Raw genomic sequence first — 22774 nt, forward strand, 5'->3', positions numbered from 1 at the left:
CCCCGCAGGGCCGGATTACCCGTGTCGCCCCGCCGCCTCACGCCGGGACTGAGACGATCCACACGTGGGAACCGAGCCACGCGAGTGCGTACCCGAGCAGCCGGCCCGCGCCCGGCGGTGGGCGTGGGCCGAGTGGGCGCCGCTGGTGCTGCTCACCGCGGCGGTGCTGGCCGGTGCGGCGCTGTGGTTCGCCGGCGCGCACGACGCCGCCCGGCTGGTCTGGGCGGCGGTCACGGTGGTCGCCCTGGTGCCGGCGGCCTGGACGACGCTGCGCCAGTTGTGGCTGCGGCAGTTCGGGGTGGACGTCATCGCGGTGCTGGCGCTGCTCGGCGCGCTGCTGGTGCGGGAGTACCTGGCCGGCGCCGTGATCGCGGTGATGGTCGCCACCGGCCGGGCGCTGGAGGAGTACGCCCAGCGTCGCGCCACCCGCGACCTGCGGGCGCTGCTGGAACGCGCGCCTCGGCAGGCCCGCCGGCGCACCCCGGACGGCGGGATCGAGGTGGTGCCGCTGGACCGCGTCGCGGTGGGGGACCGCCTGGTCGTCGGGCCGGGCGACGTGGTGCCTGTGGACGGCGTGGTCGAGGAGGCGGCCACGCTCGACGAGTCGGTGGTCACCGGCGAGTCGCAGCTGGTCACCCGTGCGGCCGGGGAGGAGGTGGCCAGCGGCGTCGTGAACGCGGGCGCCGGCTTCGGGCTGCGGGCGCGCCGTAACGCGGCGGAGAGCACCTACGCGGGCATCGTCCGCCTGGCCGGCGAGGCGACGGCCCGCAAGGCCCCGATGGTACGGCTGGCCGACCGGTACGCCGCCGCGTTCGTGCCGTTCACGCTGGTGCTGGCCGGGCTGGCGTGGCTGCTGTCCGGCGAGTTCACCCGGGCGGTGGCGGTGCTCGTGGTGGCGACACCGTGCCCGCTGCTGCTGGCCACCCCGATCGCCGTGGTCTCCGGGCTGTCCCGGGTGGCCCGGCGCGGTGTGCTGGTCCGGGACGGCGGATCGCTGGAACAGCTCGGCCGCGCCCGTACCCTGCTGCTGGACAAGACCGGCACGCTCACCGCCGGGCGGCCCCGGGCGGCGGAGGTGGTGGTGGCGCCGGGCGGCGACCGGGACGACGTGCTGCGGCTGGCCGCCTCGGTCGAGCAGCTCTCCCCGCACGTGCTGGCCGCCGCGCTGGTCCGGCAGGCCCGGGAGCGCGGGCTGGCGCTGGCCGAGCCGACGCAGGTCACCGAGGAGCCGGGGCACGGGGTGAGCGGGCGCGTCGACGGGCGGATGGTGCACGTCGGGCAGCTCGCCGGGGAACCGCCGGAGTGGGCGGGCCGGCTCGGTGAGCGCGCCGAACGGGCCGGGCGCTCCGCGGTCTGGGTCAGCGACGACCACGCGCCGCTCGGCGCGATCCTGCTGGAGGACCCGGTCCGGCCGGACGCCCGGCGCACGGTGCGGCGGCTGCGCGAGGCGGGCCTGACCCGCCTGGTCATGGTGACCGGCGACCGGCCGGGCACGGCCCGGCAGGTGGCGCAGGTCGTGGGCGTGGACGACGTGATCGCGCGGTGCTCGCCGCAGGAGAAGGCCGATCGGGTACGCGAGGAGTCGGCGCACGCGGTGACGGTGATGGTCGGCGACGGCGTGAACGACGCGCCAGCGCTGGCCGAGGCGCACGTGGGCGTGGCGATGGGCGCGACCGGGGCGACCGCCTCGGCGGACGTGGCCGACGCGGTGCTCACCGTGGACCGGCTGGACCGGCTCGCCGACGCGGTCGAGATCGCCCGGTACGCGCGCCGCATCGCGGTGCAGAGCGCCACCGTCGGGATGGGCCTTGCGGTGCTGGCCATGCTGGTGGCCGCGGTGGGGCGGCTGCCCCCGGTGGCCGGCGCGTTCCTCCAGGAGGGCATCGACGTCCTGGTGATCCTCAACGCGTTGCGCGCGCTCGGCGGCGGCCTGCGGCGGCGGGACCTGCCCGCGCACACGGTCGAGCTGATCGACCGGTACGCGGGTGAACACGGCGGCGTCCGGGACGTGCTGGCGGCGCTGCGGGACACCGCCGACATGGTGGCGACCCGCCCGGACGACCCGGCGTGCCTGCCGGCGCTGCGGGAGGTGCACCGGCGTCTGGTCGACGAGGTGCTGCCGCACGAGGCGGCCGAGGACCGGCAGCTCTACCCGGCGCTGGCCGGTCCGCTCGGCAGCGACGAGGCGACCTCCACGATGAGCCGGGCGCACGTGGAGATCGTCCGGCTGGTGGAGCGGATCGGCGGGCACCTCACGGCGCAGCCGGACGGCCGGCTGCGCCGTGACGAGGTGCCCGATCTGCTGGCCGCGCTCTACGGCCTGGACGCGGTGCTGCGCCTGCACCTGGCCCAGGAGGAGGAGGACTACTTCTCGCTCAACCCGGAGGAGGGCTCCACCGCGCCCGGCCGCTGAGTCAGCGCTCGCGGACCACGGCGACGGGGCAGTGTGAGTGCTGGATGAGCTGCTGGCTGACCGAGCCGAGCAGCATGCCGCGCAGGCCGCCCCGGCCCCGGCTGCCGACCACCACCAGCTGCGCCGACCGGCTCGCCTCCACCAGGAGCGCGGACGCGCTGCCGGGGACCGCCTCGATCTCGACCGGCACGTCGGGGAAGCTCTCCCGCCACGGCGCCAGCTCCGCCTCGGCGGCGGCCCGCTCGCTCGCGGCGACCTGCTCCGGGTCGAAGTCCGGCGGCACCCACCGGTCACCCGGCGGCTCCCAGGCCCGCAGCACCCGCAGCGGCACGTCCCGCTGGGCGGCCCGCTCGACGGCGAAGCCGAGCGCCCGCAGCGCCGACTCCGAGCCGTCCGAGCCGGCCACCACCGGCCCGGACGTGGCGGCCTGGCCGTCGCGGACCACCACCACCGGGCAGTGGGCGTGCGCGGTGACCGAGACCGCCGTGGACCCGGCGAGCAGCCCGCCGAAGCCGCCGTGGCCCCGGCTGCCGAGCACCAGCATCCCGGCGTCGGCGGACCGCTCCTGGAGCACCAGGGCGGGCGGCCCGTCGAACACCTCGCCGTGCACGGTCAGGCCCGGCCGGTCGGCGGCGGCGTCCGCCGCCGCCTTGCGGACCAGTTCCTCGACCTGCTGCCGGGCGGCCTCGTCCGGCCACACCCCGGGCGCCACGCCGGGCCCGATCCAGCCGGTCACTGTCAACCACTCGAAGACGTACGCCAGGCGTACCGGCCGGCCGGAGCGGCCCGCCTCGTCCAGCGCCCAGTTCAGGGCGACGGCGGCGTCCGAGGAGCCGTCGTAGCCGACCAGGATCTCGTCGTCGTTCATTCGCCACTCCTCACCGCGGGGTCGTTCTCCCTGATCCAGCGCCACTCGGCGACCCGGGGGTCGTCCTCGCCGTAGCGGCGGGTGTAGTCGCGGCAGGCCTGGCGGGCGTCCACCATGTCCTGGCGCAGGTGCGCGGCGCGCGACCGCAGCCCCGGCACCCGGTCGATCACGTCGATGACCAGGTGGAAGCGGTCCAGGTCGTTGAGCATCACCATGTCGAACGGCGTCGTGGTGGTGCCCTCCTCCTTGTAGCCGCGCACGTGCAGGTTCTCGTGGTTGGTCCGGCGGTAGGTGAGCCGGTGGATCAGCCACGGGTAGCCGTGGTACGCGAAGATGACCGGCTTGTCGCTGGTGAAGATGGTGTCGAACTCGTTGTCCGGCAGGCCGTGCGGGTGCTCCGACGGCGGTTGCAGGCGCATCAGGTCGACCACGTTGACCACCCGCACCCTCAGGTCCGGCAGGTGCCGGCGCAGCAGGTCGGCCGCGGCGAGCGTCTCCAGCGTCGGCACGTCGCCGGCGCAGGCGAGCACGACGTCCGGTTCGGTGCCGTCGTCGCTGCTGGCCCAGTCCCAGATGCCCAGGCCGCGGCGGCAGTGCTGGATCGCCTCGTCCATGGTCAGCCAGTTCGGCGCGGGCTGCTTACCGGCCACCACCACGTTGATGTAGTGCCGGCTGCGCAGGCAGTGGTCCATGGTGGACAGCAGCGTGTTGCCGTCCGGCGGCAGGTAGACCCGGACCACCTCGGCCTTCTTGTTGACCACGTGGTCGATGAAGCCCGGATCCTGGTGCGAGAAGCCGTTGTGGTCCTGGCGCCACACGTGGCTGGACAGCAGGTAGTTCAGCGAGGCCACCGGCTCCCGCCACGGGATGTTCCGGGTCACCTTCAGCCACTTGGCGTGCTGGTTGACCATCGAGTCGACGATGTGGATGAACGCCTCGTAGCTGGTGAAGATGCCGTGCCGGCCGGTCAGCAGGTAGCCCTCCAGCCAGCCCTGGCACAGGTGCTCGGAGAGCACCTCCATCACCCGGCCGTCGGGGGAGAGGTGGTCGTCGCCGGGCACCTCGGCGCCCACGAACGCGCGGTCGGTCACCTCGAACGCCGCACCGAGCCGGTTCGAGGCGACCTCGTCCGGGCCGAACAGGCGGAACGTCTCCGGGTTGCGCGCGATCACGTCGCGGACCCAGGGGCCGAGCACACCGGTCGCGCCGGCCATCGGCTCGCCCGGCGTCGGCACGTCGACCACGTAGTCGCGGAAGTCCGGCAGCTCCAGGTTGCGCAGCAGCCGGCCGCCGTTGGCGACCGGGTTGGCGCTCATCCGGTGGTCACCGGTGGGAGGCAGGCCGGCCACCTCGGCGACCGGGCCGCCGGTGGCGTCGAACAGCTCCTCCGGCCGGTAGCTGCGCAGCCAGCGCTCCAGCTCGGCCAGGTGCTCCGGGTTGTCCCGGACCTCGGAGATCGGCACCTGGTGGGCGCGGAACGTGCCCTCGACCTGCTTGCCGTCGACCCGGGACGGACCGGTCCAGCCCTTCGGCGTCCGTAGAATGATCATCGGCCAGCGGGGGCGCTCGACGTGCTCGCCGGAGCGGGCCCGGCGCTGGATCGCCGCGATCTCGTCGACCGCGCGGTCGAGCGTCGCGGCCAGCAGCTGGTGCACGGTCGCCGGGTCGTCGCCCTCGACCACGTACGGCTCGTAGCCGAAGCCGCGCATCATGTCCCGCAGGTCCTCGCCGGGGATCCGGTCCAGCACGGTCGGGTTGGCGATCTTGTAGCCGTTGAGGTGCAGGATCGGCAGCACCGCGCCGTCGCGGGCCGGGTTGAGGAACACGTTCGACAGCCAGCTCCCGGCCAGCGGGCCGGTCTCCGCCTCGCCGTCACCGATCACGCAGGCCACGAGCAGGTCCGGGTTGTCGAACGCGGCGCCGTACGCGTGGCTCAGCGCGTACCCCAGCTCGCCGCCCTCGTGGATCGAACCCGGCACCTCCGGCGCCACGTGACTCGGGATGCCGCCCGGGAAGGAGAACTGCCGGAACAGCCGCTGCATGCCGGTCTCGTCCCGGGGGATGCTGTGGTACAGCTCGCTGTAGGTGCCCTCCAGCCAGGTGTTCGCCACCAGAGCCGGGCCGCCGTGGCCGGGGCCGGTGACGAAGATGGCGGACAGGTCCCGGTTCACGATGACCCGGTTGAGGTGCGTGTAGAGCAGGTTGAGCCCGGGGCTGGTGCCCCAGTGGCCCAGCAGGCGCGGCTTGACGTGCTCGGGCTTGAGCGGTTCGCGCAGCAGCGGATTGTCGAGCAGATAGATCTGGCCGACGGTCAGGTAGTTCGCCGCACGCCAGTAGGCGTCCAGCCGGCGCAACTCGTCGTCGGTCAGGGGGCTGTGCAGGTTCACCGCGGTGTCCATGCTGCCTTAGCCTCTCGTGGCTCGGGGTCGGCTGCCACTCGGGGAGCACATCTTCTTTCCCGGCGCGTCCAGCGTCGCCCCCGTCGGGGGTCGCCGGTCAGGGCCGTAGGTCCCGCCTCGCGCGGGCGTCATGACCCGTCCCCGGCGTCGGCGGCGACTCCCCGTACGACGATCAGCGGGGCCGGCGAGTGGTAGAGCAGGGACTGGCTGACCGCGCCCAGAGTGGACCCTATCGGCCCGTCTCCCCAGGCGGCCACCACCGCGAGCTGCGCCGCGCGGGACCGGTCGAGCAGGACGGACTTCGGGTCACCGTGGACGGTCTCGCAGTCGGCGGCGACCCGGGGGTACCGCAGGGCCGTCCGGGTGACCGCCTGCTCCAGGCGCCCGTCGTCGCGGTCGCCGGACTCCGGCTCGATCACCCGGACGGCGAGCAGGCGGGCGCCCCGGTGCTGCGCGCAGTCGAAGGCGTACCCGAGGGCGGCCCGCGAACTGGGCGACCCGTCGAAGCCGACGAGCAGCGGGCCGGGCGGGGCCGGCTCGGTGCGCCCGACCAGCACCGGGCAACCGGCCCGGGCGGCCACGTCGACGGCCGGCGTGTCGGCGGGTACGCGGTCCGGGTGCGCGGACATGCCTCCGTCACCGAGCGCGATCAGGAACGCGGTGTCGGCGACCCGCAGCAGCGCCTCGACCGGCGAGCCCTCGACGATCCGGCCGCTGACCGGCACCTGCGGCGCGCACTCGGCGACGACCTGCCCGGCGTGCTCCAGCACGTTCTCCGCGTCCGTTCGGGTGCCGCCGGCCGGGGCGGGGCCGGGCGTCGCGGCCCAGTTGAACGCGTGCATCAGGTGCAGCGGCCGGTCGTGGGCGGCGGCCTCGGCGGCGGCCGTGCGGACCACTGTCAGATCGGCCTCGGACCGGCCGACGCCGACCACCACCGCGCCGTGGCTGGGTGCGGCCACCCCGGCTCACCTCCCGACCCCTGCTTTTCACCCACCGTAGTCGTGGGACCGGGTGCGCCGGAGCGGGTCGGCGGAACTGGCGGTCAGCGCGGGGCGGGCAGCGCCGGGTGCACCCGCAGCACGACGGCTGTGGCGTTGTCGTCGCCGCCCTCGTCCAGGCTGGCGGCGAGCAGGGCCTCGGCGGTGCGCGCCGGGTCGCGCCGCGCGGAGAGCAGGTCGCGCAGCCGGTGGTAGCCGAGCTGGTCGCTGATCCCGTCGGTGCACAGCAGCCAGGTGTCGCCCCGGCGCAGCGGCACGGCGAGCAGGTCCGGCTCGGGCCGGTCCGGGTGGCCGACGTAGCGCAGCAGCTGGTAGCGCGCCCGCGCCGCCTCCGGCGAGTCGGCCGGCCACCAGCCGTGCAGCAGGCCGAGCCAGGCCATGGTGTGGTCGACGGTGATCAGTTCCAGCAGCCCGTCGCGCAGCCGGTACGCCCGCGAGTCGCCGAGCTGCACCAGCCAGCCCTGGTCGCCGTCCGGCTCGATCACGAGCGCGGTGAGCGTGCATCCGGTCAGGCCCGGCTGTGCCGCGCCGGCCTGGCGTACCCGCCGTTGGGTCTCGGCCACGGCGGCCCGCAGCGCGGCGGCGCCGACGGCGGGCCAGCCGGCGCGGACCTGCGCCACGAACGTCTCCGCGGCGGTCGTGCCGGCCACCCGGCTGCCCTCGCCGTCGCCCATCCCGTCGCAGAGCACCGCGAGCGGCAGCTCGGGGTCGACGTGCAGCACGTCGTAGTTCTCCGGGTAGCGGTGCCCGACCACGCTGCCCCCGGCGATCTCCAGGGTGAGGCGGCCGGCGGTGAGCCGGCGCGCGGACTCGACCGGCCGGTCCAGCGGACGGCGGCGGAACACCAGCGGACCGTAACACCGGGACGGGCCGGACAGCGGCAGGCCGCCTCGCCTGTCAACCAGGGTTGACGGGCGAGAGTCTGTCAACCTACATTGACAGCATGAGTCAGGCGACGGAACTCGCGGCGGCGGCCGGCAGCACCGACCCCAAGGTCGGCCTGCGTGCCGTGCTCGCCCTGCGCCGGCTGCTGGAGCGGCTCGAGGTGATCCAGGTCGACAACGCCCGGCGGCAGGGCTGGTCGTGGCAGGAAATCGCCGACGCCCTCGAGGTCAGCCGGCAGGCGGTCCACAAGAAGCACGCCGGACGGCCGGCGGTGCGCGAGAGCTGGGAGGCGTGATGTTCGAACGGTTCACCGACCGGGCCCGGAGCGTGGTGCACCACGCGCTCGACGAGGCCCGCACCGAGGGACGGCGGCCGGTCGGCACCGAGCACCTGCTGCTGGGCGTGCTCGCCGACCGCGACAACCTGGCGGTACGCCTGCTGGCGGCCGGCGGCGTCGACGCCGACGCCCTGCGCGCCGCGGTGGCCCGCCACACCGCGCAGGGCGTGGACGGGCTCGGCGCGGCGGACGCCGCGGCGCTGCGCGAGATCGGCATCGACCTCGCCGCGATCGTGGCCCGGATCGAGGAGTCCTTCGGCCCCGACGCGCTGCGCGAGGCGACACCGCGTCCGCGCCGCTGGTGGCGGCGGGGGTCGCACCAAGGCACGTTCTCGCCCCGCGCCAAGAAGGTGCTGGAGCTGTCGCTGCGCGAGGCGCTGCGGCTGCGCCACCGGCACATCGGCACCGAACACATCCTGCTCGGCCTGGTGCGCGAGGGCGACGGCCTGGCCGCCGTGGTGCTCACCGAGGCCGGCGTCGACCTCGACGACCTGCGGCGGCGCGTGGACGCGGCGCTGCGCGAGGCGGCCTGACGGCGACGACGCGCATCCATTTTTCAAACCTGTTTGCGGTCCTTGCAACGTCCCGCCCCGCCGGGTCGCCGTCACGCCAGGTGTCCTGCACACTGACGCCGTGGACGGTGCAGACGACAAGCGCCCGGTGAACGCGGAGAACCGCACCCCGCGCTCGGCAGTGGTGGTCAACCCGGTGAAGGTGGCCGACCTGGACGAGTTCCGCCGCACCGTGGACGGCGCGCTCGCCGCCGCCGGGTGGCCGGCCCCGGCCTGGTACGAGACGACGGTCGAGGACCCGGGCCGCGGGCAGACGGAACAGGCCGTCGAGGCGGGCGCGGAGGTCGTCTTCGCCTGCGGCGGCGACGGCACGGTGATGGCGTGCGTGACCGCGCTGGCCGGCACCGACGTGGCGCTGGCCGTACTGCCCCAGGGCACCGGCAACCTGCTGGCCGCCAACCTCGGCCTCTCGAACGACCTGGCCGCCGGGCTGGAGGTCGCCGTCGAGCGCGGGATGCGCCGCCTCGACGTCGGCGCGGTCGGCGACAAGTGCTTCGCGGTGATGGCCGGGATGGGCTTCGACGCCCAGATGCTCGACTCCACCTCCGAGACCACGAAGAAGCGGATCGGCTGGCCCGCGTACGTGGTGGGCGCCGCCCGCCACCTGCGCGACCGGCCGATGCGCGTCTCGGTGCGCCTCGACGGCAAGCCGCCGCTGCGCCGCCGGGCCCGCTCGGTCCTGGTCGCCAACGTCGGGCGTCTCCAGGGCGGGGTACGCCTGCTCACAGAGGCCGAACCGGACGACGGCTGGCTCGACGTGGCGGTGCTGACGCCGCGTACGCTGCGCCACTGGCTCGCCATGGGCTGGGCGGTGCTGCGCCGCCGCGACCGGGTGCCCGGCATGGAGGTGTTCCGGGCCCGGTCGGTCGAGATCACCAGCACCCGGTCGCAGCCCCGGCAGCTCGACGGCGACCTGATCGAGCCGGGCCGGTCGCTCAAGGCCACCATCCGCCCCGAGTCGCTATGGCTCTGCGTACCGCGCCCGGCGGAGGACCCCGACCTGGCCGTGGACGCCGACGCGGTCGGCGAGCGCGGTGAGCATCTGGTCGAGGAGGCCCGCCGTGAGTAGCACGAAGCTGGTCCCCGAGACCCGGTTGATGACCGAGGACCAGCTCTCCGCCGACGACGCCTGGCACACACTGCGCCGGCACGGCGGCTGGTGCCTGCTGCGGGACGCGTTCATCCGGTTCCGCTACGGCGACGGCTTCAGCCACTCCCGGGCGCTGGCGTTGCAGCTCTGCCTGGCCGTGGTGCCGTTCCTGATCGCGCTCACCGGTCTGATCACCGACCTGGGCGTGGACGAGGGCGGCAAGGTCGTCGCCGACACGGTGCTGGCGATCACGCCCGGCCAGAGCGAAGCCATGGTGCAGGACCTGCTGACCGACAGCGAGCGCACCGAGGACGCCGGTGAGCTGGCGCTGACGCTGGGTCTGCTCACCGGGCTGGTCGCGCTGACCACCACGATGGCGCAGATCGAGCGGGGAGCCAACCGGATCTACGGCGTCGAGCGGGACCGCCCGGCGCTGGCGAAGTACCTGCGCGCCGCCGTCCTCGCGGTGGTCGCCGGTGTGCCCGCGCTGGCCGGTTTCCTGATCCTGGTCGGCGGCCGGGCGATGGGCGAGTCGGTACGGCGGCACTACGAGTGGGGCGACCTCGCCATGGCCGGGTGGGACGTGATCCGCTGGCCGCTGAGCCTCGGCCTCACAGTGCTCGCCGTCGCGGTGCTGTTCCGGCACGCACCCCGGCGCCGCCAGCCCGGCCTGTCCTGGCTCTTCTTCGGCGCGTCCATCGCCATCGCGATCTGGTGGCTGGCCAGCCTGCTGCTCGCCGCCTACGTGAAGTACAGCGGCGGATTCGGCCAGACCTACGGCGCGCTGACCGGCATGATGGCCCTGTTGCTCTGGGCCAACCTCACCGGGATCGCGCTGTTCGGCGGGCTGGCCTTCGCCGCCCAGCTCGAAGCGATGCGCATCGGGGTGGAGGAGCCCGCCCAGCCGGACCTGTGGGAGCCGGAGGCGCAGCGGGCGGAGCTGTTCGACACCGGCGAGATGACCTCGCTCTGACGCCACGGCCGGTCCGGCGTGGACGCCGCGCCGGTGCGGCGTGTACGGGACACGCCGATCGGGTACAGCGCGCCTCGCAGAGGAACGAGGGAGGTGCGGTGTGACCGCGGTCAAGGAAGCCGGGAGCCGGCCGCTCAGCCATTTCGCGGAGCGGAGCCTCGCGGGCCTGCTCGCCGTGGCCGGCGCGGGAGTCGGGTTCGGCGTGCTGCTCATGCTGGTCCGGTTCCGGTGGAGCCCGCTGGGCGACGCCGACCACGCGGTGGCCGAGTGGTTCAACGACCTGGTGGCGCCGCACGGCCCGCTGGTCACAGTGCTCCAGGCGATCACCGACCTGGGCGGACGGCCGGTGCTGATCTGGCTGGTCACCATCGCCGTGGTGGGCCTGCTGATCCGCCGCCAGTCCCGGCTGGCGGTCTACCTGATCGTCACCGGCGCCGGCGGGCTGATCCTCGACCCGTCGCTCAAGGCGCTGGTCGGGCGGCTGCGCCCGGTGGTGGACGTGCCGATCGCCAGCGCACCGGGCAACAGCTTCCCCAGTGGTCACGCGCTCGGCTCGTTCGTCGCGTACGGGGCGCTGCTGCTGGTGTTCCTGCCGGCCATGTCGCCGCGCTGGCGCAAGCCCGCCATCGCGATCGCCGGTGTGCTGATCTTCCTGGTCGGGCTGACCCGGATCGCGCTGGGCGTGCACTTCGTGTCCGACGTGATCGGCGGCTGGCTGCTCGGCGCGGCCTGGCTGGGCGTCACCGCGTACGCCTTCCGGCTGTGGCGGCGCGAGCGCGGCCGGCCGGTGCCGCCGCTGCGCGAGGGTCTGGAGCCGGAGGCCGGCGAGGAACTGGCGCTCGCGCCGGACGAGGAGAAGGTGCTGGAGCACCCGCGCTCGGCGGTGGCCGAGCTGCTCGTCGGCTGGGTCCTCGCCTTCGGCGTGCTCTACGCGTTCGGCATGTTCGTCAGCTACCACGCCAAGGGCACGTTCTTCGACACGCTCGACACCGAGGTGCCGCGCTGGTTCGCCGAGCGGCACACCAGCGCGCTCACGGAGCTGAGCTGGTGGTGGAGCAAGTTCGGCGACACCCACGCCATCCTGCTGGTGTCGCTGGTGTTCTGCCCGATCGTGCTGGCCGTGTGGCGGCGGTGGCGCCCGGTGCTGTACGTGGTGCTGGCGATGTTCGGCGAGCTGAGCCTGTTCCTGGCCAGCGCCCGCGTGGTGGACCGGCCCCGGCCGCCGGTGGAGAACCTGGACGGGCAGATGCCGACCTCGTCGTTCCCGTCGGGGCACATCGCGGCGACCATCTGCCTCTGGGTGGCGATGGCGGTGATCGTGTTCCCGCGTACGGACAGGTGGTGGCGGTGGCTGTTCGTGGGCATGGCCGTGCTGATGCCGGTGGGCGTGGCGACCTCCCGGATGTACCGGGGCATGCACCACCCGACCGACTTCATGGGCGCGATCCTGCTCGGTGCGCTCTGGCTGTCGCTGCTGTACTGGGTGATCAAGCCGAACGCCGACGTGTACGAGGGCAACCGGCCGGCGATCGAGTCCGAACAGGTCGACGAGCTGGACGACGAACTGGCCAAGGCCGCGCGGCCGGACTGAGCCGATGCTGCGGGTGATGACCTGGAACATCCGGACCGGCGGGCGGGACGGCGGCGGCGCCGACCGCCGGGACCGGATCGTCTCGGTCGTCACCGCGCAGCGCCCCGACGTGCTGGCGTTGCAGGAGCTGCGCGGGATGGACGCCACGCTGGGCGGCCTGGCCGACCGCCTCGGCATGACGCCGTACCTGGCCCGGTCCTGCTTCGGCCAGCCGGTGGCGGTGCTGGTCCGCCCGCCGCTGCGGGTGCTGCGCGCCGGCCGGGTCCGCCGCCCGTTCCACCACGCCGCCGCCCGGGTGCAGGTCGCCACCGGCGCGGGACCGTTCACCGTGTTCAGCACCCATCTGAACCCGTACTCGGGTGGGCGGCGCCGGATGGAGGCGGACTGGCTGGCCGCCGCGCTGCGGCGTACCGGGGGAGCGCTGGCCCTGCTGGCCGGTGACCTGAACACGCTGGAGCCCACCGCCGATCACACCGCCCGGCTGGCCGGGCTGGCCGCCCCGTACCGGCGGCGGCACCTGCGCCGCGACGGCCGTACCGTGGACACCCGGGCGGTGGCCCGGCTGCTCGACGCCGGGCTGGTCGACCTGTGGCCGCGCTCCGGCGGCGACGAGCCCGGCGGCCTGACCGTGCCGACCCGGCACGGCGGCGCCGAGTTCGCCGGGATGCGGCTGGACTACCTGCTCGCCACCCCGGCGCTGGCCGACCGGGTACGCGCGGTGCGGGTGGTCCGCGACGGTGACGCCGACTCGGCGTCGGACCACTATCCGGTGCTGGCCGAGGTGGACCTCACGGCCGGCTGAACGACCCCGCCAGGTCCGCCACCACGAAGGCCGCGAAGATCAGGATGACCGTCTCGCTGACCAGCCAGGAGTGCCTGTCGGTCCAGGAGCGGAACGCGGGCAGCAGCCGTTCCGCGCGGTCGCCGGCCAGCAGCAGCGTGAGCAGCGGCAGGGCCAGCAGCAGCACGGTGAGCGCCGTGAACGGCAGCAGATGCCACCACGGGCGGCCGTGCCCGGCCATGCTGCCCGCGACCGACGCCATGACCAGCTCGTCGCTCGGCACGGCGACGGCGAGCAGCAGCCCCAGACCGAAGGCGTACGCGGGCCGCGGGTCCTGCAACCGGCGCAGCCACCCCGGGGGACGGTCGCGCCGCCGTCTGCGGAACGTGACCACCATGAGGACCGCCAGCAGGACCAGCACGATCCAGTCGATGAGCCGGCGGCTGCCGCCTGCCCCGATGCCGTGCACGGCGGTGTGCCGCACCACGCGGAACGCCGCGTACCAGAGCGTCAACGGCCCGAGCACGCCCACCGTGACGCCGGCCAGGTACGCCGCCGAGCTGCGGCGCGGGTGGCGGCCGGCGGCGAGGACGACGGCGCTGACGAGCTTCGACCCGGCGACCATCTCCAGCGCCAGCGGCAGCGCGGTCAGCAGGGGCATGCCCCATTCTGGTGTCGCCGTCGCGCACGCCGGGCCGGGTTCTACAGGACCAGGTTGAGCAGCACGGTGAGCACCACCGAGGCGACGATCGAGAAGAGGATCATCAGCAGGCAGCCGAGCCCGCCTCCGGCGGGCCGGATCTCGGTGTTCCCGATACGCATGGCGTCAACTCCTCAGCGGGGCGGTGAGCAGGTCGTGGACGGCGTCCGCGACCTGGGCCGGGGCGGTGGTGACCACGTTGTGCGCCGCGCCCGGGACGGCCACCGTGCGGGCGTCCGGCACCAGCCGGGCGACCTGCTCCCGCCAGGCGGCGGGCGCGACCGGGTCGCGCCCGCCGGTCAGCACCAGCGTGGGCGCGGTGATCCGGGCCAGGTCCTCCTCGACCGCGTTGCGGACCGAGTGGGACAGCGTCGCGAACACCCGCCACGGCCGGGCGTCGGCCACGTCGCGCAGCAGGATCGGCGCCTGCCACTTCGCCTCCCGCAGCGTGTCCCGCAGCCACCGGCCGACCAGACCGCGCCGGGACCGGGCGGCCGGGTCGCTGGTCGGACCGGCCAGCACCAGGGCGCGGACCAGGCCGGGGTGACGGGCGGTGAGCGCGGCGGCGACCTCCGCGCCGAAGGAATGGCCGAGCAGCACGACCGGACCCAACCGGTACGCGTCGAGCCAGCCGGCCAGGAACGCCGCGTGCCGGTCCACGTCGTACGCGGCGCCGGGGCGTTCGGTCAGCCCGAAGCCGGGCAGGTCCGGCACGTACACCGGCTGGCGCGGCGCCAGCGCGACGGCCAGCGGGGTGAGGTAGCGGTGCGACACTGCGAGGCCGTGCACCAGCACGACCGGCGGCCCGTCCCCGCCCGGTGCGGCGGAGCGGCGGGTGTGCGCCCGCAGCCCGCCGACCTGCCGGAACTCGCTGGTCAGCCCGGCGGCCGGCCGGGGCGCGGCGAGCGCCAGGCGCAGCTCGGCCGGGCCGAAGCGCCCCGGCGGGGACGGTACGGCTGTCACAGCTCGCGCAGCCGGGGCAGCAGTTCCTCCTGGGCCCAGTCGAGGAACATCGGCTGGGTGCCGCCGCCCACCTGGACCAGCGCGACGTGGGTGAAGCCCGCGTCGACGAACTTCTTGAACGCCTCCACGTGCCGGTCGGTGTCCGGGCCGCAGGAGATGCCCTCAGCCACGTCCTCCTCACGGACGAACTGGGTGGCCGCCTCGAACGACTCCGGGCCGGGCAGGTCGGCGTTGACCTTCCAGCCCAGGCCGAACCAGCGGAACTGGTCGTGCACGATCTTGCGGCACTCGTCCTCGTCCGGCCCGTAGCAGATGGCCACCTGCCCGTAGCGGGGTCGGCCCGCGCCGCCGGCCTCCTCGTACATGTCGATCAGGTGGGACAGCGGGTCGGTGGCGATCATGGCGTCGGCGTACTCGGCGGCCAGCGTGGCCGACTGCCGCCCGGAGGCGGCCACCGCCATCGGCACCGGCCGCTCGGGGCGGTCCCAGACGTACGCGTCGGGCACGTCGAAGTGGTTGCCGGAGAACGTCAGCGTCTCGCCGTTGAGCAGCGGCCGGATGATCTGCAGCGCCTCCTCGAACATCTCGTGCCGCTGCTGCACGTGCGGCCATCCGCCCACCACGTGCTCGTTGAGGTTCTCCCCGGCGCCGAGGCCCAGCGTGAACCGGCCGTCCGAGAGCACCCCGATGGTGCTGGCCTTCTGCGCCACCACCGCCGGGTGGTACCGCCGGATCGGGCAGGTCACGAACGACATCAGCTCGGCCCGGCTGGTGGCGTGCGCGACCGCGCCGAGCACCGACCAGGCGTACGGGGAGTGGCCCTGGGACTCCAGCCACGGGTAGTAGTGGTCGGACATGACCAGGTGGTCGAAGCCGGCGGCCTCGGCGCGTACGGCGTGGTCGACGAGTTCCTTCGGGCCGGCCTGCTCGCACATGAGGGTGTAACCGACGTTGACCATGGCACGTCTCCTTCCCGGGCGGATCGTCCACGGATACCCCGCGCGGCGCGGGTCAACCCTGCTGTCCGCTTCCGCGCCGGCTCTTAACCGGTTCAGCTCATCCGGCCCGTCAAGCGGTGCCGCCTCCCGGCCCATCCCGCTTAACCGGTTGCCTCAGGCCGTCCATCGCCCTACGCTGATGCCTGCGTCCGTTCGGGAACCGGGCGGCGGCTACCGGGCTCAGTCGCCACCTTCGTCGTCACCGTCACCGCACCCCCGCTCGGGCACGGGGGAGACCTTCCCCTGAGGACAGCCATGAAGAAACTGCTCTCCGTCGCGGGCGCCGCCCTGCTGACAGCCCTCGCCGCCGTCTTCGCCCTCGGGCAGCCGGCCCACGCCGCCACCGGGTTCTCCGTCTCCAACGGGCGGCTCTACGACGCCAACGGCGTCGAGTTCGTGATGCGCGGGGTCAACCACGCGCACACCTGGTACCCGCAGCAGACCAGCTCGTTCGCCGACATCAAGGCGCTGGGCGCGAACACCGTCCGGGTGGTGCTGGCCAGCGGCGACCGCTGGACGAAGAACAGCGCCGCCGACGTGGCGAACGTGATCTCGCTGTGCAAGGCCAACCGGCTGATCTGTGTGCTGGAGGTGCACGACACCACCGGGTACGGCGAGGAGGGCGCCGCCGCCTCGCTTGCGAAGGCCACCGACTACTGGCTGAGCATCGCCGACGTGCTCAAGGGCCAGGAGAAGTACGTCATCGTCAACATCGGCAACGAGCCGTTCGGCAACCAGGGCTACAGCGCCTGGACCACCGACACCTCGAACGCGATCAAGCGGCTGCGCACCGCCGGCCTGACCCACACGATCATGGTGGACGCGCCGAACTGGGGCCAGGACTGGTCGTTCACCATGCGCGACAACGCGAGCACCGTGTTCGCCGCCGACGCGCAGCGCAACACCGTCTTCTCCATCCACATGTACGGCGTGTTCGACACCGCCGCCGAGATCAGCGACTACCTGGGCCGGTTCCGTACCGCCGGGCTGCCGATCGTGGTCGGCGAGTTCGGCTTCAACCACTCCGACGGCAACCCGGACGAGGACGCCATCATGGCGTACAGCCAGGCCAACGGCATCGGCTACCTCGGCTGGTCGTGGAGCGGCAACGGCGGCGGCGTGGAGTACCTGGACATGACCACCGCCTTCAACCCGGCGCAGCTCACGAGCTGGGGTCAGCGGATCTTCAACGGCGCCAACGGCATCGCGGCCACCTCCCGCGAGGCGTCGGTGTACGCCGGCAGCACCCCGACCCCGACCACCAGTCCCACCCGCAGCCCGAGCCCGACGCCGACGCCGACCGGTAGCCCCACCCCGACCCCGCCGCCGACCACCACGCCCCCGCCGTCCGGTGGCTGCACCGCCACCTACACCGTGGGCAACTCGTGGCAGGGCGGATTCCAGGGCGAGGTCAAGGTGACCGCCGGAGCCGCGGCGATCACCGGTTGGACGGTGCGCTGGACGTACGCGAACGGCCAGTCCGTCACCCAGGCGTGGAACGCGAGCGTCAGCAACAGCGGGTCGGCGTACACCGCCCGCAACGTCGACTACAACGGCCGCCTCGGCGCCGGCGCGAGCACCAGCTTCGGCTTCATCGGCACCTGGCAGGGCACCAACTCCACCCCCGCGGTGACCTGCACCCCCGCCTGACCCGCACCCCCAGTGGCGTGATCAAGGAGTTTGTGTCCCGATCGGACCTCGACGGAGACACAAACTCCTTGATCAACTGGGATGGACGGGATGGACGGGATGGACGCGTGGGCGGTGGGTGCGGCGCTGCCGTACGATCTGCCGCGCGCCGGGCCGGCCGGTAGGCGCGACCGTCGGGAGGGGACAGGATGAGCATGCCGGGGACCCGGGGCCGACCGTCGGGACTCGTGGTCGGCTCGCTCGTGGCGATCTCGTTCGGCACCGTGTTCGTGCTGGTCAACAGCGGTGGCCTGCCCGCGCCCTGGCCGCTCGTGGTGCGCGTGGCCGGCCTGCTGGTGGCCGCGCTGCTCCTGGTCACGCTGTTCCGGGTGGCCGGCCGGGAGACGCCCGCCCCGCAGGGGGAGGCCGCCGGGTTCATGGACCGCCGCTACTGGCTGGTGGTGGCGCTGGAGGCGGTCGCGCTCTTCGGTGGCCTGTCTGTGATCAACAACGTGCTGGACCGCCCCGCCGTGGCCGTCGCCTGGGTGGCGGTGGTCGTCGGCGTGCACTTCTTCGGCCTCGCCCACGTCTGGCGGATGCCGCTCTACCACTGGCTGGGCGCCGTGATGACAGCGCTCGGCCTGGCCGGGTTCCTCGCCCACGCGCTCGGCGCGGGCGCCGGCACCGTCGGCCTGATCTCCGGTGTGGGGTGCGGCGCGGCCCTGTTCGCCGCAGTGGCCCTGGCCCTGCGGGACACCGTCCGTCGCGCCGCCGCCTGAGGACGGCCGGACCGCTGAATGGCGTCGGGAGGAACGCGGCCGGAATTCAGTGACTCAGGGTGTTGCGGTCTCTGCTTAGCGTGAGGGGAGTCGTACTCCTTGAAGGGCGGGGACATGTGGGAAACGATTCTGGGCTTCGTCAGTCTGCTGCTGGTCGCGGTGTCGTTGTGCTTCTCCGCGGTGCAGACGCGGGAGGTGGCGAAACAGAGCCGCATCAACAACGGCATCGGCTCGGCCACCGCGCTGATGGAAGTGAACAGTTTGTCTCGCGCCTGGCACGACCGCCTGTTGGAGAATCCGCCGCTTCGCGCATACTTCTTCGACCGGAAGCCCTCCGCGCCAACCGACACCGACCGGTCCGTCGTGATCACCCTCGCGGAGCTACTCGCGGACGTGCTGGAGTGCGAGCTGCAGGTGGCCGGGCTGCTGCCCGACTTCCGATTCGCCCACTCCTGGCACCGGTGGCCCGCGCACATGCTGGAGCAGAGCCCCGTCCTGGTCGAGGTGGTGGAGAGCCACCCCGACTGGTGGCCCACGCTCCACGAGCTGTGGCGCTCGACCGGCGAGTCCGGCCGGGCCACCGTGACCCATCCATTGGTCGGTGGGGTTGCGGCCACCTCGACCCGCGTCCCGGGGCGGCGCCGGTGACCCACGAACGTCCCGGGCGCGTAGGCTCCCGCGGTCGAACGGGCCGGTCACCGCTGCCGGCGTCTCTCAGCCAACGACGGTGACCTCCAGGAGGAGGGCCTGCTCGGGGTGCAGGGCGGGTAGCTGAACGCCGACCGACCCCAGCACCGAACCGCTCACCGTGATCCCGCCGCCCGGCCAGGCCAGCCAGCCCGGCGGCGACATCTCCAGCAGCGCCGGCTCCGGCACCCCGGCGGGCGGGCGCACGAGGTAGCGCCGCTCCGGGTCCAGCCCCGGCAGCCGGACCGCGCCCGGCACCTGTGCCACCGAGGTGGCGACCCGGCTGACCGCGTACACCGCATGCGAGCGGTCGTGGGCGACCACGCCGTGGGCCTGCACGGCCGGGTCCGGGTGGTCGACCCGGACCACCCGGCCGGTGTGCAGCAGCGGGCGCAGCCGCTTGTGCAGCGCCACCCAGGCGGTGAGTTCGGCCCGCTCGGTGGCGTCGATCGCGGTGATGTCCCACTCGATGCCGTGGTGGCCGAACAGCGCGGTGACCGCGCGGAACCCCAGGTCGTGTACGCGGCGCGTGGTGTGCGAGCGCTCCGGCCCGATGTGCGTGCCGATCAGTTCGGGCGGCAGCAGCAGTCCGGTCCAGCGCTGGATGGACAGCCGTTCCAGCGCGTCGTTGCAGTCGCTGGCCCAGACCCGGTCGGTACGCCGCAGGATCTCCAGGTCGACCCGCGCGCCGCCGGAGGAGCAGCTCTCGATCTCGACGTGCGGGTGCCGGGCACGCACCTCGTCCAGCAGCCGGTAGACCGCGAGCGTCTGCGCGTGCACCCCGGGCCGTCCGGCGTGCCCGGCCTCGGTGAGGTCGCGGTTGTGGTCCCACTTCAGGTACGCGATCCCGTCGTGCTCGCTCAGCACCGCGTCGAGCCGTTCGAGCAGGTACGCGTACGCGTCGGGGTGGGCCAGGTCGAGCACCTGCTGGTGCCGCCACGGCGGCGGCAGCCGGCCCGGCGCCTGGAGCAGCCAGTCGGGGTGGGCGCGGAACAGGTCGGAGTCGGGGTTGACCATCTCCGGTTCCACCCAGAGCCCGAACTGCAGGCCGTGCCCGCGTACGTGGTCGATCAGCGGCTGCAACCCGTCCGGCCAGACCTCGCCGTCGACCCACCAGTCACCGAGCCCGGCCTGGTCGTGCCGCCGGCCGCGGAACCAGCCGTCGTCGAGCACGAAGCGTTCCACGCCGACCTCGGCGGCCGCGTCGGCGAGCGCCCGCAACCGGTCCAGGTCGTGGTCGAAGTAGACCGCCTCCCACACGTTCAGCGTCACCGGCCGCGGCGTGCGCGGGTGCGACGGGCGGGCCCGCAGGTGCGTGTGCAGGGCGTCGCTGAGCCCGTCCAGTCCGTCGGCCGAGTGCGCCGCGTACAGCAGGGGAGTCGCGTACTCGTCGCCCGGCCCCAGCACGATCTCACCGGGCGTGAGCAGCTCACCGCCGCCGATTGTGGACTCGCCGGTCGGGCGGCGCTCGGCGGCCGTGACGTGGTCGCCGCTCCACGCGGTGTGCACCGCCCACACCTCGCCGTGCCGGAAACCGAACCCGGCCGTGCCCGCGACCAGCAGCAACGTGGCGTCGTGGCCGGTGCGGCCGTGCCGTCCCTCGCGTACCCACGCGCCCATCGGCCACGGATGCCGCTGCGGCGCGCGCTCCCGGCACCACCGGCCGGTCAGGTCGAGCAGTTCGGTGGCGACCGCCGGCACCGGCAGCGCCGGCGTCAGCTCCCGCACCTCGTACCGGCCGTCGCCGTCGTTGCGCAGCCGGTGCCGCAGCGTCAGCACCCCCGCCGCATCCAGCGTGATCTCGACGGTCAGGCTCAACCCCGCGCCCGGGTCCGCCGCCCGCACCGTCACCCGTGCGGCGCCGGCCCCGTCGCGGTTCCGCTCCTCATCGGGTACGCGCACCGCGTCCCCGCCTCCGGCCACGCCGCCCGGGGCGGGCGTGCCCGGCGCGTCGCCGTGCGGGGACGGCTCGTCGCGCACGTCGAGGTCGGCCAGGCGGAACGCGGTCGACCAGTCCCGGCCGTCGCGGTGACCGGCGAGACCGGGCCGCCCGCTCCACCCGGCGCTCGCCTCGGGCAGCAGCGACAGCACTGTTGGCGCGTCGAAGCTGCTCGGCACGACGGGTGGCACGGTGGCGTCGACGAGCGCGGGCAGGTCCCCGTCGGGCAGCGGGCCGAGGTCGGCGCCCCAGTGCACGACCCGGGGCAGCCCCGGGCCGCGTGCGTCGAGCACCAGGCTGGTCCGCGCGCGGCGCAGGTGGACGATCGTCATCCCTTGGAGGCTCCCAGCGTCAGACCCCGGACGAACTGCTTCTGGAGCAGGAAGAAGATCACCAGGGTGGGGATCGCGACCAGCACCGAACCGGCCGAGACCAGGTTGTTGTCGGTGAAGAACTCGCCGCGCAGGTTGTTCAGCGAACTGGTGACCGGGAACTTGTCGCCGGTCCGCATGAGCACTGTGGCCCAGAAGAACTCGTTGTAGATCCAGGTCACCTCCAGCGTGGCCAGCGCGGCGAGCGCGGGGCGGCACAGCGGCAGCGTGACCTGCCAGTACTGCCGCCACACGTTCGCCCCGTCGACCATCGCGGCCTCGTACAGCTCGTGCGGCAGCGCCTTCATGTAGTTGCTGAGCACGAACACGCAGAAGCCGCACTGGAACGCGACGTTGACCAGGATCAGCCCCCAGTAGCTGTCGTAGAGCAGCTCCGAGTCGCTCATCCAGGCCGGCAGCGGGATCTCGGTGAACATCCGGAACAGCGGGATGAGCAGCGCCTGCTGCGGCAGCAGGTTCGCGGCCGTGAACAGGCCGAGCAGCGCGATGTTGAGCTTCCAGCTGAACCGGGCGATCACGAACGCCACGCAGGAGGCGAGGAACAGCGTGAGCAGCACCGCCGGAACCGTGATGTAGGCCGAGTTGAGGAAGTGCTTGCCGAACTCGGCGGTACGCCAGGCGGTGACGTAGTTGTCGATCGTCCAGCCGCCGAGCGACACGTAACCGTTGGCGGCCGTGTACTCGTAGGAGCGGAACGACGTGAGCACCGCCCAGAGGATGGGGAACAGCCAGCCCACGGCGACCGTACCCAGGAACAGGTGCAGGACGACCCGGGCGGGCCGCACGGGGCGGCGGCGGCCGGCGGAGACGGCGGTCATCGCTTGTCCTCCCGCATCACGGTCCAGAGGTAGATGGTGATGAAGACCAGCGACACGGCCAGCATGATCGTCGCCAGCGCGGAGCCGAAGCCGATCCGGCTGGCCTCGCCCACCACGTTCTGGGTGACCAGCGCGGAGATCAGCTCCAGTCCGTTGCGGCCCTTGTTGATGACCCAGACCAGGTCGAACGCGCGCAGCGACTCGATCACGGTCACCACCAGCACGATGATGTTGATCGGGCGCATCACCGGGAAGACGACCCGGAAGAACGTGCTGGTCTCGGACGATCCGTCGACTGCGGCGGCCTCACGCAGCGACGGGTCGACGCCCTTGAGGCCGGCCAGGTAGAGCAGCATGATGTAGCCGACGTGCCGCCAGCCGGCCGCCACCAGCACGGCCCAGATGTTGACGTTCGGGTCGCCGTACCAGTCGGTCTCGCCGCCGAACACGCCGTTGAGCAGGCCCTGGTCGCGGCTGTAGATGAGCTGCCAGATGAAGCCGATGAGTGCCAGCGACAGCACCACCGGCAGGTAGAGCGCGGTCTGGTAGAAGCGGCTGCCGCGCAGTTCCTTGTCCAGCAGCACGGCGAGGAACATGCCGATCGGGGTGGCCACCACGAACAGCGCGGCCAGCCAGAGCAGGTTGTTCTGCACGGCGGGGACGAACGGCGGGTAGATGCTCACCACGTCGTCGTAGTTCTTGACCCCGACCCACTCGATCTCGCCGATCGGGCCGATGCCGTCCCAGTTCGTGCCGGAGAGCAGCACCGTCGCCACCGCGGGCAGCCAGACCAGGCCGGTGACGAGCAGCAGGGGTACCAGCACCATCAGCGTGATCACCACGCGGTCGGTGCGGGACAGGAGCCGTAGCCGGCGACCGCGACCACCGTTCGTGGTGGTCGCGACCGGCGGCGACACGGCGCGATCCGCTTGGATCAGGGGCAGGTCGGACATGATGTCCTT

Annotated in this window: 20 protein-coding genes; 10 read left to right on the forward strand and 10 right to left on the reverse strand. The window is 73.4% G+C overall.

Going from position 1 to position 22774, the window contains the following annotated elements; genetic code table 11:
• Positions 1-64: 64 nt before the first annotated feature.
• Positions 65-2413: a heavy metal translocating P-type ATPase gene (locus ACN27D_RS24515; RefSeq protein ID WP_421500077.1), complete on the forward strand. Its 2349-nt coding sequence runs from the start codon at positions 65-67 to the stop codon at positions 2411-2413.
• Between the two features lies 1 nt (position 2414).
• Here ACN27D_RS24515 and ACN27D_RS24520 read toward each other — a convergent pair whose 3' ends face one another.
• The 4 genes from ACN27D_RS24520 to ACN27D_RS24535 all read right to left on the reverse strand — a co-directional run bounded on the left by ACN27D_RS24520 (position 2415) and on the right by ACN27D_RS24535 (position 7523).
• Positions 2415-3281, reverse strand: coding sequence for a universal stress protein (locus tag ACN27D_RS24520; protein WP_047893581.1), 867 nt, complete (start codon positions 3279-3281; stop codon positions 2415-2417).
• Positions 3278-5680 (reverse strand): phosphoketolase family protein, encoded by a 2403-nt coding sequence (locus tag ACN27D_RS24525; protein ID WP_421500078.1) that lies wholly within the window; start codon positions 5678-5680, stop codon positions 3278-3280. The genes ACN27D_RS24520 and ACN27D_RS24525 overlap by 4 nt, the downstream gene beginning before the upstream one ends.
• 128 nt (positions 5681-5808) lie before the next feature.
• The gene (locus tag ACN27D_RS24530; RefSeq protein ID WP_121683204.1) at positions 5809-6639 is read right to left on the reverse strand and encodes a universal stress protein; all 831 of its coding nucleotides are present in this window, start codon (positions 6637-6639) and stop codon (positions 5809-5811) included.
• A gap of 83 nt (positions 6640-6722) precedes the next feature.
• A complete protein-coding gene (locus tag ACN27D_RS24535; protein ID WP_421500079.1) occupies positions 6723-7523 on the reverse strand; it encodes a PP2C family protein-serine/threonine phosphatase in 801 nt (266 codons plus the stop codon).
• A gap of 98 nt (positions 7524-7621) precedes the next feature.
• On the opposite strand from ACN27D_RS24535, the gene ACN27D_RS24540 reads away from it, so the two are divergent.
• From ACN27D_RS24540 to ACN27D_RS24565, 6 genes are all read left to right on the forward strand, one after another.
• Complete coding sequence (locus ACN27D_RS24540) at positions 7622-7858, forward strand: HTH domain-containing protein (protein ID WP_030275209.1); 237 nt, start codon at positions 7622-7624, stop codon at positions 7856-7858.
• The gene (locus ACN27D_RS24545; protein ID WP_421500080.1) at positions 7858-8433 is read left to right on the forward strand and encodes a Clp protease N-terminal domain-containing protein; all 576 of its coding nucleotides are present in this window, start codon (positions 7858-7860) and stop codon (positions 8431-8433) included. Before ACN27D_RS24540 ends, ACN27D_RS24545 begins: the two co-directional genes overlap by 1 nt.
• 100 nt (positions 8434-8533) lie before the next feature.
• Positions 8534-9541, forward strand: a complete 1008-nt coding sequence (locus ACN27D_RS24550) for a diacylglycerol/lipid kinase family protein (RefSeq protein ID WP_120570931.1) — start codon at positions 8534-8536, stop codon at positions 9539-9541.
• Positions 9534-10535, forward strand: a complete 1002-nt coding sequence (locus ACN27D_RS24555; protein ID WP_120570930.1) for a YihY/virulence factor BrkB family protein — start codon at positions 9534-9536, stop codon at positions 10533-10535. The genes ACN27D_RS24550 and ACN27D_RS24555 overlap by 8 nt, the downstream gene beginning before the upstream one ends.
• A gap of 100 nt (positions 10536-10635) precedes the next feature.
• A complete protein-coding gene (locus tag ACN27D_RS24560) occupies positions 10636-12126 on the forward strand; it encodes a phosphatase PAP2 family protein (protein WP_358175633.1) in 1491 nt (496 codons plus the stop codon).
• Positions 12127-12130: 4 nt separating this feature from the next.
• Positions 12131-12928: an endonuclease/exonuclease/phosphatase family protein gene (locus tag ACN27D_RS24565; protein ID WP_421500081.1), complete on the forward strand. Its 798-nt coding sequence runs from the start codon at positions 12131-12133 to the stop codon at positions 12926-12928.
• Here ACN27D_RS24565 and ACN27D_RS24570 read toward each other — a convergent pair.
• The 3 genes from ACN27D_RS24570 to ACN27D_RS24580 all read right to left on the reverse strand — a co-directional run bounded on the left by ACN27D_RS24570 (position 12915) and on the right by ACN27D_RS24580 (position 15529).
• Complete coding sequence (locus ACN27D_RS24570) at positions 12915-13568, reverse strand: GAP family protein (protein ID WP_421500082.1); 654 nt, start codon at positions 13566-13568, stop codon at positions 12915-12917. The two genes, ACN27D_RS24565 and ACN27D_RS24570, sit on opposite strands and share 14 nt — an antisense overlap.
• Before the next feature lie 165 nt (positions 13569-13733).
• Positions 13734-14570, reverse strand: coding sequence for an alpha/beta fold hydrolase (locus ACN27D_RS24575; protein WP_421500083.1), 837 nt, complete (start codon positions 14568-14570; stop codon positions 13734-13736).
• Complete coding sequence (locus tag ACN27D_RS24580) at positions 14567-15529, reverse strand: TIGR03557 family F420-dependent LLM class oxidoreductase (protein ID WP_252451064.1); 963 nt, start codon at positions 15527-15529, stop codon at positions 14567-14569. The genes ACN27D_RS24575 and ACN27D_RS24580 overlap by 4 nt, the downstream gene beginning before the upstream one ends.
• Positions 15530-15823: 294 nt before the next feature.
• Here ACN27D_RS24580 and ACN27D_RS24585 point away from each other — a divergent pair, with 294 nt between their 5' ends.
• The 3 genes from ACN27D_RS24585 to ACN27D_RS24595 all read left to right on the forward strand — a co-directional run bounded on the left by ACN27D_RS24585 (position 15824) and on the right by ACN27D_RS24595 (position 18624).
• Positions 15824-17218, forward strand: coding sequence for a cellulase family glycosylhydrolase (locus tag ACN27D_RS24585; protein WP_421500084.1), 1395 nt, complete (start codon positions 15824-15826; stop codon positions 17216-17218).
• A 188-nt stretch (positions 17219-17406) separates the two neighbouring features.
• Positions 17407-17976 carry a hypothetical protein gene (locus ACN27D_RS24590; protein ID WP_421500085.1) on the forward strand — a complete coding sequence of 190 codons (570 nt, stop codon included), beginning with the start codon at positions 17407-17409 and terminating at the stop codon, positions 17974-17976.
• Between the two features lie 114 nt (positions 17977-18090).
• Positions 18091-18624 carry a hypothetical protein gene (locus tag ACN27D_RS24595; protein WP_421500086.1) on the forward strand — a complete coding sequence of 178 codons (534 nt, stop codon included), beginning with the start codon at positions 18091-18093 and terminating at the stop codon, positions 18622-18624.
• 66 nt (positions 18625-18690) lie between these two features.
• Here the strand turns inward: ACN27D_RS24595 and ACN27D_RS24600 are convergent, their stop codons facing one another.
• The 3 genes from ACN27D_RS24600 to ACN27D_RS24610 are packed head-to-tail and all read right to left on the reverse strand — an operon-like array spanning position 18691 to position 22765.
• Positions 18691-20934: an alpha-galactosidase gene (locus ACN27D_RS24600; protein ID WP_421500087.1), complete on the reverse strand. Its 2244-nt coding sequence runs from the start codon at positions 20932-20934 to the stop codon at positions 18691-18693.
• The gene (locus ACN27D_RS24605) at positions 20931-21812 is read right to left on the reverse strand and encodes a carbohydrate ABC transporter permease (protein WP_120570922.1); all 882 of its coding nucleotides are present in this window, start codon (positions 21810-21812) and stop codon (positions 20931-20933) included. Before ACN27D_RS24605 ends, ACN27D_RS24600 begins: the two co-directional genes overlap by 4 nt.
• Positions 21809-22765 carry a carbohydrate ABC transporter permease gene (locus ACN27D_RS24610; RefSeq protein WP_421500088.1) on the reverse strand — a complete coding sequence of 319 codons (957 nt, stop codon included), beginning with the start codon at positions 22763-22765 and terminating at the stop codon, positions 21809-21811. The genes ACN27D_RS24605 and ACN27D_RS24610 overlap by 4 nt, the downstream gene beginning before the upstream one ends.
• Between the last annotated feature and the right edge of the window lie 9 nt (positions 22766-22774).

Source organism: Micromonospora sp. WMMD1274, assembly GCF_049179035.1.
GTDB classification, from domain to species: Bacteria; Actinomycetota; Actinomycetes; order Mycobacteriales; family Micromonosporaceae; genus Micromonospora; species Micromonospora tulbaghiae.

Bases quoted from the DNA above. Each gene is read 5' to 3' on its own strand.
- ACN27D_RS24520 (WP_047893581.1), bottom strand. From the start codon at position 3,281: ATGAACGACGACGAGATCCTGGTCGGCTACGACGGCTCCTCGGACGCC.
- ACN27D_RS24525 (WP_421500078.1), bottom strand. From the start codon at position 5,680: ATGGACACCGCGGTGAACCTGCACAGCCCCCTGACCGACGACGAGTTG.
- ACN27D_RS24540 (WP_030275209.1), top strand. From the start codon at position 7,622: ATGAGTCAGGCGACGGAACTCGCGGCGGCGGCCGGCAGCACCGACCCC.
- ACN27D_RS24545 (WP_421500080.1), top strand. From the start codon at position 7,858: ATGTTCGAACGGTTCACCGACCGGGCCCGGAGCGTGGTGCACCACGCG.
- ACN27D_RS24565 (WP_421500081.1), top strand. From the start codon at position 12,131: ATGCTGCGGGTGATGACCTGGAACATCCGGACCGGCGGGCGGGACGGC.
- ACN27D_RS24570 (WP_421500082.1), bottom strand. From the start codon at position 13,568: ATGCCCCTGCTGACCGCGCTGCCGCTGGCGCTGGAGATGGTCGCCGGG.
- ACN27D_RS24580 (WP_252451064.1), bottom strand. From the start codon at position 15,529: ATGGTCAACGTCGGTTACACCCTCATGTGCGAGCAGGCCGGCCCGAAG.
- ACN27D_RS24585 (WP_421500084.1), top strand. From the start codon at position 15,824: ATGAAGAAACTGCTCTCCGTCGCGGGCGCCGCCCTGCTGACAGCCCTC.
- ACN27D_RS24590 (WP_421500085.1), top strand. From the start codon at position 17,407: ATGAGCATGCCGGGGACCCGGGGCCGACCGTCGGGACTCGTGGTCGGC.
- ACN27D_RS24595 (WP_421500086.1), top strand. From the start codon at position 18,091: ATGTGGGAAACGATTCTGGGCTTCGTCAGTCTGCTGCTGGTCGCGGTG.
- ACN27D_RS24600 (WP_421500087.1), bottom strand. From the start codon at position 20,934: ATGACGATCGTCCACCTGCGCCGCGCGCGGACCAGCCTGGTGCTCGAC.
- ACN27D_RS24605 (WP_120570922.1), bottom strand. From the start codon at position 21,812: ATGACCGCCGTCTCCGCCGGCCGCCGCCGCCCCGTGCGGCCCGCCCGG.
- ACN27D_RS24610 (WP_421500088.1), bottom strand. From the start codon at position 22,765: ATGTCCGACCTGCCCCTGATCCAAGCGGATCGCGCCGTGTCGCCGCCG.